The organism is Spirosoma lacussanchae (assembly GCF_005870035.1).
Lineage (GTDB): Bacteria > Bacteroidota > Bacteroidia > Cytophagales > Spirosomataceae > Spirosoma > Spirosoma lacussanchae.
On record NZ_SWJG01000004.1, the window covers coordinates 374,844 to 392,357 of the forward strand.

Annotated in this window: 14 protein-coding genes; 6 read left to right on the forward strand and 8 right to left on the reverse strand. The window is 54.1% G+C overall.

Annotation, left to right across the window (positions count from 1 at the left end; translation table 11 throughout):
• Positions 1-13: 13 nt before the first annotated feature.
• A complete protein-coding gene (locus tag FBR45_RS17465; RefSeq protein ID WP_138504609.1) occupies positions 14-1,660 on the reverse strand; it encodes a DUF1800 domain-containing protein in 1,647 nt (548 codons plus the stop codon).
• 155 nt (positions 1,661-1,815) lie between these two features.
• Between FBR45_RS17465 and FBR45_RS17470 the strand changes: the two genes are divergently transcribed.
• Together FBR45_RS17470 and FBR45_RS17475 are read left to right on the forward strand one after the other, a co-directional pair.
• Positions 1,816-2,943: a trans-sulfuration enzyme family protein gene (locus tag FBR45_RS17470; RefSeq protein WP_138504611.1), complete on the forward strand. Its 1,128-nt coding sequence runs from the start codon at positions 1,816-1,818 to the stop codon at positions 2,941-2,943.
• 300 nt (positions 2,944-3,243) lie between these two features.
• A complete protein-coding gene (locus tag FBR45_RS17475) occupies positions 3,244-3,846 on the forward strand; it encodes an NAD(P)H-dependent oxidoreductase (protein WP_138504613.1) in 603 nt (200 codons plus the stop codon).
• A gap of 82 nt (positions 3,847-3,928) precedes the next feature.
• On the opposite strand, the gene FBR45_RS17480 is transcribed toward FBR45_RS17475, so the two are convergent.
• Positions 3,929-5,095: a cysteine desulfurase family protein gene (locus tag FBR45_RS17480; RefSeq protein WP_138504615.1), complete on the reverse strand. Its 1,167-nt coding sequence runs from the start codon at positions 5,093-5,095 to the stop codon at positions 3,929-3,931.
• A 114-nt stretch (positions 5,096-5,209) separates the two neighbouring features.
• Between FBR45_RS17480 and FBR45_RS17485 the strand changes: the two genes are divergently transcribed.
• Entirely contained in the window at positions 5,210-6,121 is a 912-nt protein-coding gene (locus tag FBR45_RS17485) for a mechanosensitive ion channel family protein (RefSeq protein ID WP_138504617.1), read from the forward strand.
• A gap of 187 nt (positions 6,122-6,308) precedes the next feature.
• Complete coding sequence (locus tag FBR45_RS17490; RefSeq protein WP_246082286.1) at positions 6,309-7,076, forward strand: DUF2490 domain-containing protein; 768 nt, start codon at positions 6,309-6,311, stop codon at positions 7,074-7,076.
• Between the two features lie 54 nt (positions 7,077-7,130).
• On the opposite strand, the gene FBR45_RS17495 is transcribed toward FBR45_RS17490, so the two are convergent.
• Together FBR45_RS17495 and FBR45_RS17500 are read right to left on the reverse strand one after the other, a co-directional pair.
• Positions 7,131-8,534: a tetratricopeptide repeat protein gene (locus FBR45_RS17495; protein WP_077922844.1), complete on the reverse strand. Its 1,404-nt coding sequence runs from the start codon at positions 8,532-8,534 to the stop codon at positions 7,131-7,133.
• A gap of 159 nt (positions 8,535-8,693) precedes the next feature.
• Entirely contained in the window at positions 8,694-9,710 is a 1,017-nt protein-coding gene (locus FBR45_RS17500; RefSeq protein WP_138504620.1) for an NAD-dependent epimerase/dehydratase family protein, read from the reverse strand.
• Between the two features lie 207 nt (positions 9,711-9,917).
• Here FBR45_RS17500 and metG point away from each other — a divergent pair, with 207 nt between their 5' ends.
• Positions 9,918-11,969 carry a methionine--tRNA ligase gene (gene metG, locus FBR45_RS17505; RefSeq protein WP_138504622.1) on the forward strand — a complete coding sequence of 684 codons (2,052 nt, stop codon included), beginning with the start codon at positions 9,918-9,920 and terminating at the stop codon, positions 11,967-11,969.
• 42 nt (positions 11,970-12,011) lie between these two features.
• Here metG and FBR45_RS17510 read toward each other — a convergent pair whose 3' ends face one another.
• Both FBR45_RS17510 and FBR45_RS17515 read right to left on the reverse strand, forming a co-directional pair.
• Entirely contained in the window at positions 12,012-12,473 is a 462-nt protein-coding gene (locus FBR45_RS17510) for a hypothetical protein (RefSeq protein WP_138504624.1), read from the reverse strand.
• A gap of 58 nt (positions 12,474-12,531) precedes the next feature.
• Complete coding sequence (locus FBR45_RS17515; protein WP_138504626.1) at positions 12,532-13,788, reverse strand: DUF2264 domain-containing protein; 1,257 nt, start codon at positions 13,786-13,788, stop codon at positions 12,532-12,534.
• A gap of 154 nt (positions 13,789-13,942) precedes the next feature.
• Here FBR45_RS17515 and FBR45_RS17520 point away from each other — a divergent pair, with 154 nt between their 5' ends.
• Positions 13,943-15,718 (forward strand): ABC transporter ATP-binding protein, encoded by a 1,776-nt coding sequence (locus FBR45_RS17520; protein WP_138504628.1) that lies wholly within the window; start codon positions 13,943-13,945, stop codon positions 15,716-15,718.
• Positions 15,719-15,761: 43 nt separating this feature from the next.
• Here the strand turns inward: FBR45_RS17520 and FBR45_RS17525 are convergent, their stop codons facing one another.
• Positions 15,762-16,091 (reverse strand): hypothetical protein, encoded by a 330-nt coding sequence (locus FBR45_RS17525; RefSeq protein WP_138504630.1) that lies wholly within the window; start codon positions 16,089-16,091, stop codon positions 15,762-15,764.
• A 64-nt stretch (positions 16,092-16,155) separates the two neighbouring features.
• Complete coding sequence (locus FBR45_RS17530) at positions 16,156-17,445, reverse strand: hemolysin family protein (protein ID WP_138504632.1); 1,290 nt, start codon at positions 17,443-17,445, stop codon at positions 16,156-16,158.
• Positions 17,446-17,514: the final 69 nt, after the last annotated feature.

The following is a 17,514-nucleotide window of genomic DNA, read 5'->3' on the forward strand; positions in this document are numbered from 1 at the left end:
AGATAGTCATAGCTCAGCAGACATGGTACTCCGCCATACGGAGTAGAAACTTCATCAGGTTCTGTAGCCGCCATAAAACGCCGTAACGACTTCCGGGATCGGCGGGATTACGTCGGTAATTGTTCCACTCGAATGTCCAGGACAGGCGCGGTATGCCCTGCATCATAATCGTATCGATAACAAAATCCTGCTGAGCCGTCGATAAGCCGGTCGCATAGAGATGCCGGGTAAATTCAGCCAGAATATCAACGCAGGTAATGGATGGCGTACCGCTCACGTCGGTGAAGTTGGGCTGTAGCCGCGTTACCCAGCCGAGCAGGTCGATACCTATTGTATTGCCAGGTTTCAGCTCCAGCCACCGCCAGATAAAGGCATCGGTCAGGTTACCCCGCAGCCCGATCGTAGTTGTATTGATCCAGAGTTTAGAAAAGCCCGTCTGGTAATAAGGATCGTAGCCAAACACGGTGGGCTGTTCGAGCACGCCCATCTGCATACTATCCATCTGGTAATAGATGAAGTCGAAATATTTTCGGTAGGCGACGTAGTCGGTGGGCAGTGTCGGTACGGCCTGTTCGAAAAAACGCATGGCACCAATAACCAGGTCGGCGGGCGACTTGACCATAGCTCCCACGTTAGCGGTATCATAAAAGGCCTGGCTGGTCAGCAGCTTTTCAATCACCGGCCGTATGGCGAAGTTATTGGCCGGACTAGCAAAGAAGTCTGCCAGTGGACCGATGATAGTCGTCTCAACGGTTGGGGTAACGTTCGGATTCACATACCAGCGGTACAGCTTGCGGCAGATGAACCGGGGGCACTGGGGATGCCGCAACAGCATATCGACCAGGTCGGTCAGTTCAGCATCGCCCGCCGATTGGGTACCCGGCTGCGATACGGCACGCCCCCTGATAACCGTATTGGCGTAATGAGCCGAAAATACTTTGTCCGTAGCATCGTGTAAACTGTCTGTAAATGTTGTCGAGATGGTGGTGGAACCCGGTTCGTTGTAGTTGGTATGGCTCCAGCCCGTCAGCACCTTTGCCGCTGCCTTGACATCGTCTTCGGTATAATTCCGGTTCCCGGCAAAATCGGTTACACCAACCGTGAAGATCTCCTGTAGTTCGCGGGCGTAGTTTTCGTTCGGATGGCCGACCTGATTCTCGTCTCCGTTCAGAAATCGCAGCATGGCCGGTTCTTTGGTCATGTTGATGACGAACGTGCGGAAATTACCGAGGGCGCTGTTCCGGATTAACTTAATGTACTGGAACATGAACCGGTAATCGCCCACCACGTTGCGCGTCGCTACGAAATGGTTCTGCCAGAACAGCGCCAACTTATCCAGCAGACTGGGCGGAGCCGCCTGCGTAGTCATCACCTCGATCCATCGGTACCGGGCATAATGACCCAGGATAAAGTTACGATCGGCGTTAAAGGGCAGGCTCAGGTAGGGCTGAGCCGTTGTGGGCAGGTTTTCGTCCAGGTCGAGGGGTTCGGGCAGGTCATAATTCGCGTTGTTGATCAGTTGAAATACCGCCTGCTGCGCTGTTAATCCCGTAAAAGCTGTTATTTCGGCCTTTGTAGGACCAAAGGTGGCCCGTCGCAGCAGATGCGCGGCTGTCTGGGCGGTGAGCGGCTGAGTGTACGGGTCCAGAGGAGAGGGCATTTCAGAAGCCGGATTCGAGGGCGCGAAGCCACCAAATTTAGAAAATTAACTACGTTGAGTTTTATAAACTGACCATTTTCTCATCAAGTAGGTACTGCTATTTGATCATCCATTAACCCGATCCTGGATTCAGGATTGACTTCCCAGCTACGTTTATGCAATTCGATACAATGGCCATACTGGCTACTCACCAGCCTGACCCGATTACCGGGGCCGTGGTCCAGCCTATTCATCTGGCAACGACTTTTGCCCGCAATGCAGCCAACGAGCTTCCGGGCTCGTACGGTTACGCGCGGGTCAACAACCCCACGCGTGAAGCGCTCGAAAAAGCTCTTACCACGCTGGAGGGTGGAGCGACCAGCCTGGCGTTTGGCTCGGGGCAGGCGGCTACCATGGCGCTCTTCCAGGCGCTGCGCCCCGGCGATCATGTGCTGGTTGGTACGGATGCCTATTACGGTACCCCGGCGCTGCTCGAAGAGGTATTTCACCCCTGGGGCCTGACCTACACCCGCGTGGATATGAGCAACTTCGATGCCGTACAGGCCTCCCTCCACGAAAATACGCGGGTGGTCTGGTGCGAAACGCCGTCGAATCCCATGCTTAGTATCACCGATCTGCTAACGATCAGCCGCCTGGCCCACGAAGCCGGGGCGCTGGTTGTATGCGACAATACCTGGGCTACCCCCGTCCTGCAGCGGCCCCTCGATCTAAACTGCGACATTGTCATGCACTCGACCACCAAGTACCTCAGTGGCCATTCCGATGTGCTGGGGGGTGCCTTGATTTTTAAACGAGACGATGAGTTCACCAAACGCGTTCGTCAGATTCAGGGGTTGTCGGGCGCGGTACCGTCGCCCTTCGATTGCTGGCTGGTGAGCCGGGGGTTAAAGACCCTGGGGGTGCGCGTGCGTGCGCAGATGGCTACCGCACAGGCCGTAGCTAATTTTCTGGATGGACACCCGGCAATTCAACGTGTCCATTACCCCGGCCTAACCAATCATCCCGATCGCGCCCTCATCCACCAGCAGATGAACGGCCCCGGCGCCATGTTGTCCGTACAGGTGCACGGGGGCGCCGACGACGCTATTCGGTTTATCGGGCAGCTGAAACTCATTACCCGTGCCACCAGCCTGGGTGGTGTAGAAAGTCTGATTGAGCACCGGGCCAGCGTTGAAGGGCCGGCCACGAAGACCCCGCAGAACCTGGTTCGCCTGTCGGTTGGGCTTGAACATGCCGAAGACCTCATTGCCGACCTCGCCCAGGCGCTGGATCGACTGCACTGATTCAGGGCTTAGGGAGCAGTTGTAATCTGGGCTTGTTGCCCGCCCCCTTTTTCTGTATCAAATAGGTTACCGACGTATCGGGTTGCCTGGCGGGCATGTTATCCAGCGTGGCTCTCATAACCCGTTTCGGGTCATGCGGGTCCCGGATGCTGTTCATGATAGCTGCTGATTGTAGTTTTCCAACTCTGGATGATGTAAAGAGAGATATTAATCCATAAGCGTTGCCTCGCAGCCTCCTTTTTTCGGGAAACTAAAGCCTTATACCCACCGTTACACCCCTGTATTTGCACAACCGACTCTATGAATATCGCCCTGATTTCTACTTCATCGCGTAAGAATGGCAATTCACTACGCTTCATAAATTTTGTACGTAATGTACTGAACGAAACGGGCCAGCACGATGTCTCAGTGGTTACGTTTGAACACTATGACATTCCTTACGTAGGCCAGGGCTCCGTAAAGCAGGAGACCCTAACACCGTTTCAGCAGGAGCTTATCAGCAGCTGGGCAGCCGCTGACCTGGTCATCTTTGCCATGCCTGAATACAACTGGACCGCGCCCCCCCAGGCCACCAATACCATTCACCAGTTAGGAGGCCCCGCCTTCAAGCACCTGTTCGAAAATAAGGTCTTTGCCATGGTCGGCATTTCGAATGGTCGCGGTGGCCGGCAGCCCGCGCTGGACATGACTACGGTCATGAACAAGATCATCAGCTTCACCAACAGCTATTCGATCATTTCTCCCAAACTCTACGAATCGCACGAGACGGACAAGAACCTCGACGAAGCGGGGCACTTCATCGGCCACGAAGTATACGACCGTACCGCCCGCGCCTTTATCGACTACACCCTTAATGTAGCGCATCGGTGGATTGGCAGCGAGCAACTGGCCGAAACCAAATAAGCCAGCCCCCCAAGATCTCATAAACAGCAGAGCCCGGAGTTTGCGCTCCGGGCTCTGCTGTTTATATTCTTTACCCTCACGTCTAAACGAGCCGGGCTTCTTTCTGATACAGCCCGACCAGGGTATCGACCGTATAGTCGATCTCGGCTGCGGTATTGTACTTGCCGAATGAGAACCTGACATAGCCCCGTTCCGAGTCAAGACCTGGCAGTGCCGCCAGCACGTGCGACCCGATAGCTGATCCACTCGAACAGGCCGAGCCACCCGACGCCGATATTTTGGCAATATCCAGGTTGAATAGCAGCATATCACTCATGTCCGAAGCGGGCAGACTCACATTCAACACCGTATACAGACTCCCGTCTACATTAGCCGAGTCGCCATTAAAGCGTACGTCAGGCATTTTTTCGATCAGTTGCTCGATCATCCGTTGTTTCAGAGCCGTAATATGCTGCCGGTGCGCATCCATATCGCGGTACGCTATTTCCAGAGCTTTGGCCAGCCCCACGATTCCGTATACGTTTTCTGTACCGCCCCTCATGTTTCGCTCCTGGGCTCCGCCATAGATGAACGGGTGAATTTTTGCGCGCTCGGCGTTTACATACAGAAATCCAACCCCTTTGGGCCCGTGAAATTTATGCCCTGCGCCTACAATGAAATCGACGGGCAGGGTTTGCAGATCATGTCGAAAATGCCCCATGGTCTGCACCGTGTCCGAGTGAAAAATGGCATCGTACTGTCGACATAACCGGCCCACCTGATCCAGATCGAGTAGGTTTCCGATTTCATTATTACCGTGCATGAGCGACACAAACGAGCGGGGAAAACTGCGGAGCAGCTTTTCGAGATGTTCCAGATCAATATGTCCCCGATCGTCGACGTTGACCAGACTCAGCCGAACCTGTCCCTGCTTCTGCAGATGCTCGAGGGTGTGCAGTACGGCATGATGCTCAACCGGCGAGGTGATGGCATGGGTGATGCCAAACGTTTCCAGACTGCTGCGGATGGCGGTATTGTCGGCCTCCGTACCACCCGAGGTAAAGAAAATCTCGGCTGGAGAGGTATTCAGCAGTGATGCCACCGATTTTCGGGCTTTCTCGATTGCCGTGCGAACCTGGCGGCCGTGGTTATGAATAGATGATGGATTGCCAAACTGCTCCGTCATCAGCGGCAGCATGGCGTCCAGTACTTCAGGATCGAGCCGGGTGGTAGCGGCATTATCGAGATAAACGGGGGCAACAGTTGTCATTGTCAGTCAGATCGGATGGTAGTACTTACCGTGGCAAAGGTACGGCGTACAGGCCTATCAATGAAACACTATACAAGTGACGGACGTTCTGCTAAGACCACCAATCCCGTTTCTATGGATTTTTCGCAGACCTATGACCTCCTCTATACCGATCTGGCCAACTGGACCCGGGCGGCTATCCGATTCATTCCCAAAGTAGGCGTTGCTATTCTGCTGCTACTGGCATTTACCTTTCTGTCGCGCTGGATCAGCCGGTGGGTATCCAGAGGAGTTGACCGATTCAGCAACAACCAGTCGTTAATTAACCTGACAGGAGCGGTAGCGCGCGTAGCCGTCATGGCCATTGGGTTATTCGTTGCCCTGGGGGTGCTGGGCCTCGACAAAGCGCTGACGTCTCTGCTGGCCGGGGCCGGCGTTATTGCACTGGCCGTGGGGTTTGCCTTCCAGGACCTGACGACCAACTTTATTTCGGGCACTATGATTGCGCTGGCCCGGCCCATTCAGGTAGGCGATGTTGTGGAAACCAATGGGTTCACCGGCGAAGTGCTGGATGTAAAACTCCGCTCCATTGTGCTCAACAATGGCCAGGGACAAACCGTAGAGATTCCGAGTAAAGACGTGTTTCAGAAGCCAATTACCAACTTTTCGCGGATTGGTCTTCGCCGGATCGAGCTGACCGCCGGCATATCGTATCTCGATGATCTGGCCAAAGCGCAGCAAGTGGCGCAACAGGCCGTCCGGCAACTTCCTTTCGTGCTAGCCGAGCGGCCGGTAGACCTGCATTATCGGAACTTTGGCGATAATACTATTCAGTTTATGCTTTGGTTCTGGATCAACCCAGCTACCACCAGTGCTCCAGCGGCCCTGAGTGAAGCGATCAAAGCCGTAAAGCGGGCCTTCGATCAACAGGATATACTGATTGTTTTTGCGGGCCATACGTTCGACCTTAAGCAGAAGCTCGCCAGCCAGCACGAGGCCGAAGCAGACCGGATCATCTCGGTGCTCCAGCCGGAGAAAGGGAAATAGCCGTTGCTTTAAGCCACTCCATATCAACTCATTAACAAACAGAACCGTCGCTTAATGAGCCGCACCTGACGCACTTTGCTTAAGTTTGCGGCCTGATAAGGAATAACCGTGCATGCGAACTGTTTTTTTTAGCGTACTCATAAGTTTGTCCGGGACGGCTGGTATAGCACAGAATTACCACAATGTGGTGCGCCACCGACCGGTTTTCTGGTCTGAACTGAATCTGGTTTACAAGACCGCCGGCAAGTGGAGTTTTCAGATGGACCATCAGTACCGGCGGCAATCGAGAGACGAAAATGGGCGCGACCTGAATGTGTTTCGGTATCCCCTTCAGCAGGTGTTTCGCCCCTGGATCAACTACCAGTTAACCGGCCCTGTCCGTCTTTCGATCTCGCCTATCGGTCTGTGGTGGACTTGGAGCCGCCCGAACGACTTTCAGCCTTATACTTTTTTTCAGGAAGTCCGAATCATTCCGCAACTAACCATCACCAAACCACTCCCGAAGAGTGAGCTGGTTTACCGGTTTCGCTCCGAGCTGCGCTGGCCCTCCAGCACCGACACGCTCACCAGCGAATACGTTTTTTTATCGGACGGCGAGTCTGACGATATACTGGCCGATCGATTCAACGTTCGGCTGCGGGCTATGATTCGGTGGATCAAGCCCGTATTTCAGAAAAACGCGGATAAAACCTGGTATGTACAAACCAGTGCGGAACCCATGGCGGTCATTTCCCGGACAGCTCGGCGCTTCGACCAGAGCCGGGTGTATGTGGCTTTGGGAAAGCGGCTGCGCGATAATCTGCGGGTCGAGCTCGGGTACCTGAATCAGTTCAACCTGCAAACCGATCCGATTCAGCAACGGCGAACGTTCCGCTTCAATCACGCCCTGCACGCGTACCTGTATCTGGAAAACCGACGCCGAACGAAAACCAAATCACCCGTTGGGCCTGAATAAAACAAGCAAGCCGCTGATCAGTCAGCGGCTTGCTTGTTTTAGAGGAAACCCGGTTTAACTGGGCTTGTACTGTTGAATGATCTTGTAGAGCGCTTTCTGCTTCTCCAGCTCCGGAAAAAACTCAAACAGCTGAACATGAGAATCGTAGTCGAGCGACAAGGCGGCTTCGAGTTGGATCAGCGCTTCGCGGTAATGACCGGCATGAATCAGGTAAACGGCTGACCGGTAGTACAGGTCGGCTTCGCGCGGCATATCTTCGATCCCATTCTGTATGATCTCGTTAGCTCGCAGGAAATCGCCCTGATCGAACGGTACCAGCGACCAGGTCAGGTACACATCCGGGTTTTCGGCATCGACTTCGGCGGCTTTCTCGAAGGCTTCAAGGCTCGACAGCACGTTACCTATTTTGTATTCCGTTTCGGCTACAGCCAGCAGATACTCCCCATTATTATCGTTGAGTTTAACGGCCTTCTGCAAAAACGGCAACGCTTCGTACCATTTGCCGGTTTCGCTCAGGCATACGCCGATTCCGTACCAGGCTTCGTCCCACATTGGGTCCAGTTTGAGAGCCTCGCGGTATTCTTTGATGGCTTCCGGCAAACGGTCCTGCTTTTCGAGGCTGGCTCCCAGATGACAATAGGTGTCGGCAGTAGGCTCTTCGTACTTGAGCGTTTCACGGTAACAGCTTTCCGCCTTCTCGAACAGGCTCAGGTTCATGTACGTATTACCCAGGTTAAAATGAGCCGACGCAAAATCGCTCTTGATAATAACCGCGTAATCGTAGGCTTCGGCCGCTTCCGGATAGCGGGCCAGTTTGCTATACGCTATTCCGATGTTGTACCAGGCATTGTACGAGTACGGATCCGCATCGATTAGTTGCTGGTAATAGGCCAGGCTGTTCTCCAGCTCGCCCGTAACGTCGAGACAAAAAGCCAGCTCGTATAGCGCGTTTTCGTTATTAATATTTAGCGCTATCGACTTCTTGTACTGGGTAATGGCTTCGTCGTACTTACCCCAGTTCTGATAACTCTGACCGAGTTGAAATAAGATATCTTCCTTTTCGTCAGCGCGGTCGAGCAGATCTTCCAGCACTGAAATTGATTCTTCATACCGACCGGCCATGTTCAGAACGGACCCCTGCATAAAGGGCACGTCGAGATCACCCGGATTAAACAACGAAGCCCGTTCCAGTAACTCCAGCGATTCATCGAACCGTTGGTAGTTGGCCAGAATCTGGGCTTTATCGAGCATTAGTTCCAGCGCGTACGGAAAGTTTTCCAGACCGGCCTCGGCGGCTTTAAACGCCTTGTCTAGATCACCCTGGTTGAGGTAATGTTCAACCATTTGCTCATAGACGTCCAGATCGAAAAACTGACTCTGCTGCTGATCCAGCATTTGCTCAAAACGCCGGATTGATTCTTTTATGTCACCTTCTCGTTCCTCGAACTCTTGCTCCATGCTATTGCCTTAAAATTGTGGGGCGGATAGGGGCCGCAGCCATTGGCGCGGTTTATCCTTTGGCAGTGAAATTTAAACCAAAAAAACGAAACTGCAACACCGTGATTCAAAAAATTACGAACCGTTCTCTTTGCCCAATTAAGCCGCTTTTTGGCTTTTTCAGCTCCTTGAAATGGAGTGAGCAATGCGTTGCAGCGTCTGGTTTAACGGACGGTATTGAAACCCAGCCACCTGCTCTATTTTCTGACCTTCATACCGGTATGACAAACTGGCCGACCGGGCTGTTTCGCGGGTGATTAACGGGGGTTTGCCCGTAACCCAGGCGCGAACTGCCTCCAGCGGCCATAGCCATTGCGTCAGTACAGGAGCTATTCGTAGCGTAGGCGGCCGTTTGCCCAATACATCTGCCAATTGTTCTAACAAAGATCGGTACGGAATGGTGCCTGCATTCAGGATATAGCGCTGGGCCGTTACTTCAGCCTGCATGAGCCAGAACAGCGATTCGACCACATCCAGCACATCGACATAGTTGACAAGCCCTGCCGGGTAAAAGGGCCGTTCGTTATTTACGTAGTTGACCAGTTGCAGGCTGCTCCGGCTCCAGTCGCCGACCCCCAGCACGATACTGGGGCAAACCATGACGGCGTTTAATCCTTCCGCTACCCCGCGCCAGACTTCGAGTTCGGCCCGGTATTTCGACTTGGCGTATGCCGAATTATTCGGTGATTCTTCCCACTTCTGCGTCTCGTTAACGACTACGGCTTCGCCCGGTTTTGTGCCTTTGGCCGTTGGTCGACCCAGGGCGGCTACGGAACTAACATAGCCCAGCTTACGTACGCCAGCCTTCAGACATACATTGACCACATTAGCCGTACCCTCCACATTGATCTGGTCCATCAGGTATCTGTCTTTCGGAACGAATGACACAATAGCAGCCGCGTGAATGACGTCTACACCGGGAGCAATAGCGGTTTCCAAGGCCGGAATGTCAAGTACATCCCCTTCGACCCAGACAATCTGATCGGCAACGTCGGTCAGCATACCGTATCCTTTTCCGGGTCTGACCAGGGCCGAGACCGTATAACCCGCCTGCAGGTACTGGCGGGCTATGTGAGAGCCGATAAATCCGGTTGCTCCCGTAATAAAAACCGAATTAGTGCGTAGCGGTGAGGTCAATGGATAGTAAGATTTCGAACCAGTTCACGAAATTATTCTTCCAGTAGATGGTGTTCTCCATCGCGGCCTGGCATTGCTGTGTGCGTAAACATAACAACGTTCGGCCCTGAATTGCTAATTTTGCGGGCCAAAACGGTTTTCGACGCTCCGGTTACGGTCGGGCGCCGAACTGCTATATCGTACTTAACGGCCGTATACCCTCTACACATGTCTCTCGAAAATCCCCAACGATACACCGTCACAGCGGCTCTGATCTACGCCAACGGGCCAATTCATATTGGTCACCTGGCCGGCTGTTACCTGCCAGCCGACATTTACGTACGCTACCTGCGGGCCACGGGTAAAGACGTGGCTTTCATTAGCGGCACCGACGAACATGGCGTTCCCATCACGATTCGGGCCAAAAAAGAAGGGCTGACGCCCCAGCAGGTGGTCGACAAATACTACGGACAGATCAAACAGGCATTCGCTGACTTTGGAATATCCTTCGATATTTATTCACGAACGTCGAGCCCGATTCACCACCAGACGTCGCAGGCGTTTTTCACGACCTTATACGACAAAGGCGATTTCGACGAAGAAGTGACGGAGCAGTACTACGATGAGGTGGCCAATCAGTTTCTGGCCGATCGGTACATTGTAGGCACTTGCCCCGTTTGTGGCAACCCCGGCGCCTACGGCGACCAGTGCGAACGCTGCGGCACCGCCCTGAGCCCACTCGAGCTGATAGACCCCCACTCGACTCTCTCGGGATCGAAACCGGTGCTGCGCCAGACCCGGAACTGGAACCTGCCGCTGGACCGAATGCAGCCGGCTATCGAGAACTTCGTCAACGGCCACCCCGAGTGGAAGACAAATGTGCTGGGCCAATGCCAGTCGTGGCTGAAAGAAGGACTGCGTCCCCGCGCCATGACCCGTGACCTCGACTGGGGCGTCAGCGTTCCCCTGCCCGATGCCGAAGGTAAAGTGCTCTACGTCTGGTTCGACGCCCCAATCGGCTATATCTCGATGACCAAGGAATGGGCCGCCCAGCAGGGACGCGACTGGGAACTCTACTGGCGCGATGACCATTCCAAACTGGTTCATTTCATCGGCAAGGATAACATCGTTTTCCACTGCATTATTTTCCCGGCCATGCTGATGGCGGAAGGTTCGTTTATCCTGCCCGACAATGTGCCTGCCAACGAATTCATGAATCTGGAGGGCGACAAAATCAGCACCTCCCGGAACTGGGCCGTCTGGCTGCATGAGTACCTCGATGAGTTGCCCGGCAAGCAGGATGTGTTACGCTACGTGCTGGCTGCCAATGCTCCCGAGACTAAAGATTCTGAGTTCACCTGGAAAGACTTTCAGACGCGAAATAACGCCGAACTAGTGGGTATTTTCGGCAACTTCGTCAATCGCGCCGTGGTGTTGACCCAAAAGTTCTGCGACAACCGGGTACCGGTTCGGGGCGACCTGACCGACTACGACCGGAGCGTGCTGGACGAGCTGGCTCAGTTTCCTGACCGCATTGGGCAATCGATTGAGCAGTACCGATTCCGCGAGGCACTCGGCCATCTGATCGATCTGGCCCGGCTCGGAAATAAATACCTGGCCGAAACCGAGCCCTGGAAGGTGATCAAGACCGATCCGGCCCGGGTACATACCATCCTGAACCTGGCGCTGCAGATTGCGGCCAACCTGGCTATCGTCTCCGAGCCTTTCCTGCCGTTTACGGCCCGGAAGCTTTGTGATCAGCTCCGGATTCAAGACCGGCTCGACTGGCAGAACGCGGGCCGGGCCGACCTGCTGGTAGCCGGTCATGAACTGGGCCAAAGCGAGCTGCTGTTCGCCAAGATCGAAGATGAGGAGATCAACAAACAGATTCAGAAATTACAGAATGCCAAACGCATGAACGAATTAGAAACCAAAACCGTACCGCCCCTGCGCGACGAAATCACCTACGACGATTTTGCCAAAATGGATATCCGCATTGGTACCATCACCGAGGCCGAACGGGTGCCTAAAAGTGATAAGCTGCTGAAGCTGAAAGTAGACGACGGTATGGGCGGACGGCAGATTCTGAGCGGCATTGCCAAGCATTTTTCGCCCGAAGAGATCATCGGTAAACAGGTAACCTTTCTGGCCAACCTGGCTCCTCGCAAAATGATGGGCTTCGAGTCGCAGGGAATGATCCTGATGGCTGAAGACCGAGACGGCAAGCTAGCCCTCATCGCCCCTGGCGATGTCGTCTGGAACGGCGGTACGGTCTCCTGAGTAACTTGAGAGGAGCCAGCTTGTAAGCTGGCTCCTCTTCTTTTAATCTGATAGGGGTTCGCCATCGGTCTTAAGCGCTCGCTTCCGGCTGCCAACAATCTGGCTGTCCAGCGTCTTGCTATACAGCCAAACAGGTTCGTATACAGTGACGCCCTGCCCAACGATCCGACTCCGCGTGACTACGTATTCGACCACCTCACTTACGCGTACGACCTGGTAGAACGATTTACGGAAATGGCGCCATACGTTTCCTTTCCCATCAGAGTAACCCCAAATCTCGTGCTGGGGTATTTTCTTTTGCGTCCCATCACGCAGGGTAACTTTTACGGTTCTCCCCAACAGTAAACCGCCTGGCTTTATCCGGCGTATCGAGTCGACAAGGCTAACCCGATTGATATCCGCGCTGGCGTATAACAGCCGGTTGGGCTGTAGGGTAAGTGTTGACCCGGCTTTAGGCGAGCACCCGGCCAGTAAAATGAAAGCGAAAGCGACGTACCTTTTCATGAGCCAATTGGTTATAGAGGTTGGGCAACAGCAAGTAAGTCAAATCGATATGGGCGGTTTACCCTTTGATAGCGTGATCGGCTTTAACGTCCTGACCAGACCAGATTTTTCGGGCCGTCCAGTCGGTTGCCGGACCCGACCAGAACGGATCGGTTGCGGGTAACCCTAACGGCAGGAAAGCGACAGAACACAGGTACAAACTTCCTGTAGAAATATAGGTTTCGCCGATGGACGGCTGGTGACCACACAACCCAATTCGGAGCCATCCTTTGGCGTCAAATGTGCCGGGGGCATCCAGAGTCCGGTGCATAACCGCCGTCAGGGCTGAGCGGACCTGAGCGGGTGGTAATTCAGGCGGCAGGCTCTGTTGAAGCGCCACTTGGGCCAGCAGCTGAAACGCCCCGCACCGATAGGCCAGCGACCGGCCAAAGGCGGCAAACGACCCATCGGCATGGATAAGCCGCTCCTGTACGATGGCGTACCGCTGGGCGCGGCCCAGCAACGTCTCCAGCAGGTTTTTATCCGCTTTGCCAGCATCGACCACCGTCCGAACCACATCCAGTAACATGGGCTGAATGACGTAGCTGTTGTAATAATCCCAGTGGAAATCGGGACCGTCGCCGTACACGCCATCGCCCTTGTACCAGGCCTGGTGTTGACGAATGGCATAATCCATACGCATCTCATCGCCCGAGCCGGTATACTTCAGCAGAGCCGCTTCTACCATCGCACTGAACAGCAGCCAGTTGTTGTAGCCCGGCTTGATAACCCGACTGGCTTGCAGGGCCCGTACCAGATTGACCTGTTCAGTCGCGCTCAGGGCCTGCCACAGCCGGGGCGATCGAATCAGGCCGTGGGCCAGAAAAGCTGCGTCGACCAGCGGCTGGCCGTTTTTGGTGAAGTTCAGGTAATCAGGCGAATTGGGATCTACCCCATTGGCAATAGCCTGACGGGCGAGTGCCAGGTACCGCTGGCGCAACTGACTCTCGGCCCCGTCTGGGGTGTTTAACTCCAGCCAGGGAGCCAGCCCCGCCATCGTGCGACCGAGCGCTTCGAGATGCGACACGGCCCGGCGCCCCATCTCCTGCCCGGCTGCCGACTCGACGGGCATCGTTGCCTTCAGCCGGTTTTGGGCCAGCGCCGACAGGACCGGGTCGGCCACCGCCAGTATCGTTTTTACCCAGTACGCCCGATCGTCCTGGCCGGTTGTCAGTACATGGCCAGGCTGACGTGCAGGGTCGCCCGGGCGTTCATTACCAATCTGCCAGCTTACCGGTAGCGCCGTAACGAGCCGGGTAAATAACCGCCGTTTCATAAATCAGATTTCAGTCAGATGTTTCAGAAGTAAAGCACACCGGCTGATTTCTTACTGTTTCCCGCCGTGGCTAATGGCCAAATCCGGCACGGGCTGAAACGTTCGACCCACCAACGCTGTTACCCGATTATACGCCCCCTATTGACACGCCCCAGTGAACGCAGACACAAAAAGCACCGGATCTCCTTCGGGCCGAATTTTCGACCTGGTTATTCTCCGACGGCTCTATGGTTTTGTTAAACCGTACCAGACACGTTTTTACCTCCTGATTGGCATCATCATGCTGGCCGCCTGCCTGGCCCCGCTGACGCCCCTGCTCATTCGCTATACCATCGATAACGTAATCGCCACCGGCGACGGAAGTCGACTGACGGTTATGCTCATGCTCATGATCGGAGTGCTCGTGGTCCAGGCTATCGTTCAGTTTTCCAACACCTACCTGTCTGGCTGGCTGGGCCAGCACGTTATCCGCGACATCCGGGTGCAGCTGTATCGTAAAATTCTCCAGCTTCGGCTCAAGTTCTTCGACAACACGCCCATTGGCCGACTGGTTACCCGATCCATCTCAGATGTTGAAACCCTGGCCGATGTCTTCAGCGAAGGCATGGCGGCCATTGCGGGCGACATACTGCAGCTGATACTGATCATTGGGGTGATGTTTTATACCGACTGGCGGCTGGCGGCCATCAGCCTGTCGACCATTCCGCTGATGCTGTTCAGTACGTACGTATTCAAGGAAAAAATCAAATCGTCGTTCAACGAGGTTCGTACGGCCGTAGCCAACCTGAATTCGTTCGTACAGGAGCACATTACCGGCATGAACATCGTCCAGATTTTCGGCAGCGAAAAAATAGAAGCCGAAAAATTCCGGGTCATCAATGATGAACACCGTCAGGCTAACATCCGGTCAATCTGGTATTATTCGGTATACTACCCGGTAGCTGACATTATTTCGGCGGTGGCGGTGGGGCTGGTCGTATGGTACGGTGCCCGCCAGATCATTCATGCCGACGTCTCGTTCGGGACTGTTACAGCCTTTGTAATGTTTATCAACCTCTTTTTCCGGCCGATCCGGATGCTGGCCGATCGGTTCAATACTTTACAGATGGGCATTGTCAGCACCGACCGGATCATTAAACTTCTCGACAGCGACGAGTTCACGGTCAACGACGGCACCTATGCACCCGCTACGTTAAAAGGCGAAGTGGAGTTTAAGAATGTCTGGTTTGCCTACAATAATGAAGACTGGGTACTGCGCGACATCAGCTTTCGGGTACGGGCTGGCGAAACGGTTGCGTTCGTCGGAGCAACGGGAGCGGGAAAATCGTCGATCATTAACTTGCTAAGCCGCTTCTACGACATCAATAAAGGCCATATCAATATCGACGGCGTTGACGTTCACGAGTACGAACTCGGTCAGTTACGCCGGAACATTGGGGTAGTTTTGCAGGATGTGTTTCTCTTCTCCGACACGATTCAGAACAACATCACGCTGGGCGACACCCGGATCAGCCGCGAAAAAATGATGGAAGCGGCCCAGCTCGTTGGCGTGCATGAGTTCATCGACCGCCTGCCCGACGGCTATGACTACAACGTTATGGAGCGCGGCTCTACCTTGTCGGTTGGCCAGCGCCAGTTAATCTCCTTTGTTCGGGCCATGGTACAGGACCCTAGGATAATTGTACTTGATGAAGCCACGTCTTCGGTCGATACCGAAACGGAGGAAATGATTCAGAACGCTATCGACAAACTCATGAAGGGACGTACGGCCATTGTCATTGCGCACCGGCTCTCGACCATTCAGAAAGCCGATAAGATCATCGTAGTAGACAAAGGGCGTATTGTTGAACAGGGCAAACACGAGGAGCTTCTGCAGCGGGAAGGCTTCTACGCGAACCTGTATCGAATGCAGTACAAGGAAGTGGTCTAGTCGGGAAAAACAAGGGCAGCCTGCTGAGTTCAGCCAGATAGTGTCAGTCCCGCAGGGCGTCTTCCTCCTCGTCCGGTCCCGCGCCGGTTATTCCTTCCGACACGGTTTTGTGTCCCGATACAGTTGGCTTGTCGTTGGTCGGGCCGGGGCCGCTGCCGTCAATGGCATAGGCAATGGAATCGGCCAGTTCGTCTGGCGCAATCCGCGCTGATGTATCGATCGGGGTTTGAACGTCTTTCGGATATTGCTCACCCGCCTGCTGGTCAATAACCTGCTCGTCGGCACCGGGATCATTGTCCATCACAGAAGGTACCCGGCTGGAGTCGGTAGTACCACTAGATGGATCACTGGGGTCTGGGCTGTAGTAACGCATAGGTTTCATCGCGTTTGGTATACAACCTTAACCAAAACAATGGCGATGCTGTTTGAACCGGCGTTTACTCATCGTCCAGCTTCTGAACCAGTATCTTGTCGATGCGGCTTTTGTCCATATCGACAATCTCGAATCGGTAGGCCTGCCAGACAAAGGTTTCGCCGGTCTTAGGGATGTCTTTCAGGATATGGAGCGCAAAGCCACCCAGCGTATCGAAGCCCGTCAGGTCGCGCCGGTTCTGGGCGGTAATGTTGATTTCGAAATAAGACAGAAAATCTTCGAAGGGCAGCTGGGCATCGATGAGATAGCTGCCGTCTTCCCGCGCCTGAATCTCATAATCGGAGTCAGCCTCGTCGTTGATATCGCCCACCAGCACGTCCAGAATATCGTTGAGGGTTACGACACCAAGCACTCCGCCATATTCGTCGACGATGATGCCTACGTATTGTTTGCGCTCGCGAAACCGCTCCAGCACCTGATAGGCGCGGTTGTTTTCGGGTACGAACAGCACATCCCGCTTGATATCCATCAGGCGGGTCAACTCCGTATCCAGGTCCTTCCCTAAAAAGTCTTTGGTGTAGATAAGCCCTACGACTTCATCGACCCCGCCGTTGCAGAGTGGAAATACCGAATGTCGGTATTCGAGAATTTTGGCCCGGTTTTCTTCAAGTTCATCGTCGAGATCGAGGTAAACAATTTCCTGCCGGTTTGTCATCAGCGACGTGATCCGGCGGTCACCCAGCTGAAAAACGTTCTGTACGATTACCTGCTCGATTTCTTCAATGGCTCCGCCCGTTGTTCCTTCCTGAATCAGGCTTTTGATTTCCTCTTCCGTTACGGCGCTCTCATTTGGGGTAATGCGCAGGAGTTTGATGAGTAAATCGCTGGAAAAGGTCAGCAAAGCGATAAAAGGCGAGGTTACCCGTGAGAGCAGAATCATGGGCGCGGCCATGGTCTTGGCTATGCCTTCGGGGTTGGACAGTCCGATGCGTTTGGGTACCAGCTCGCCCAGCACTAGCGACAAGTAGGTGAGCAAGAGCAGTACAAGCACAACCGCAATCGAATGAGCATACGGCTGGAGCACCTCAATCTGGGCCACCGCCTGCTGCACGTCAGTAGTTAGCTTATCGCCCGAAAATATACCGAGTAAAATACCGATCAGCGTAATGCCGATTTGTACCGTCGACAGGAACCGGTTGGGCGAACTGGCCAGGTCAAGAGCGACCTGTGCCCGACGATCGCCATTTTTAGCAGCCGTTTCTAACTTGGATTTACGCGAGGAGACTAGGGCAATTTCTGACATGGAGAACACCCCATTCAGAATGGTCAGTAATAAAATGATTAAAATTTCCACAAAGGAGCGGGTTGGCTGGTTGCAAAAATAACGAAAGCTGATTTGTTTCCACTCGATTCATCTGGGCGA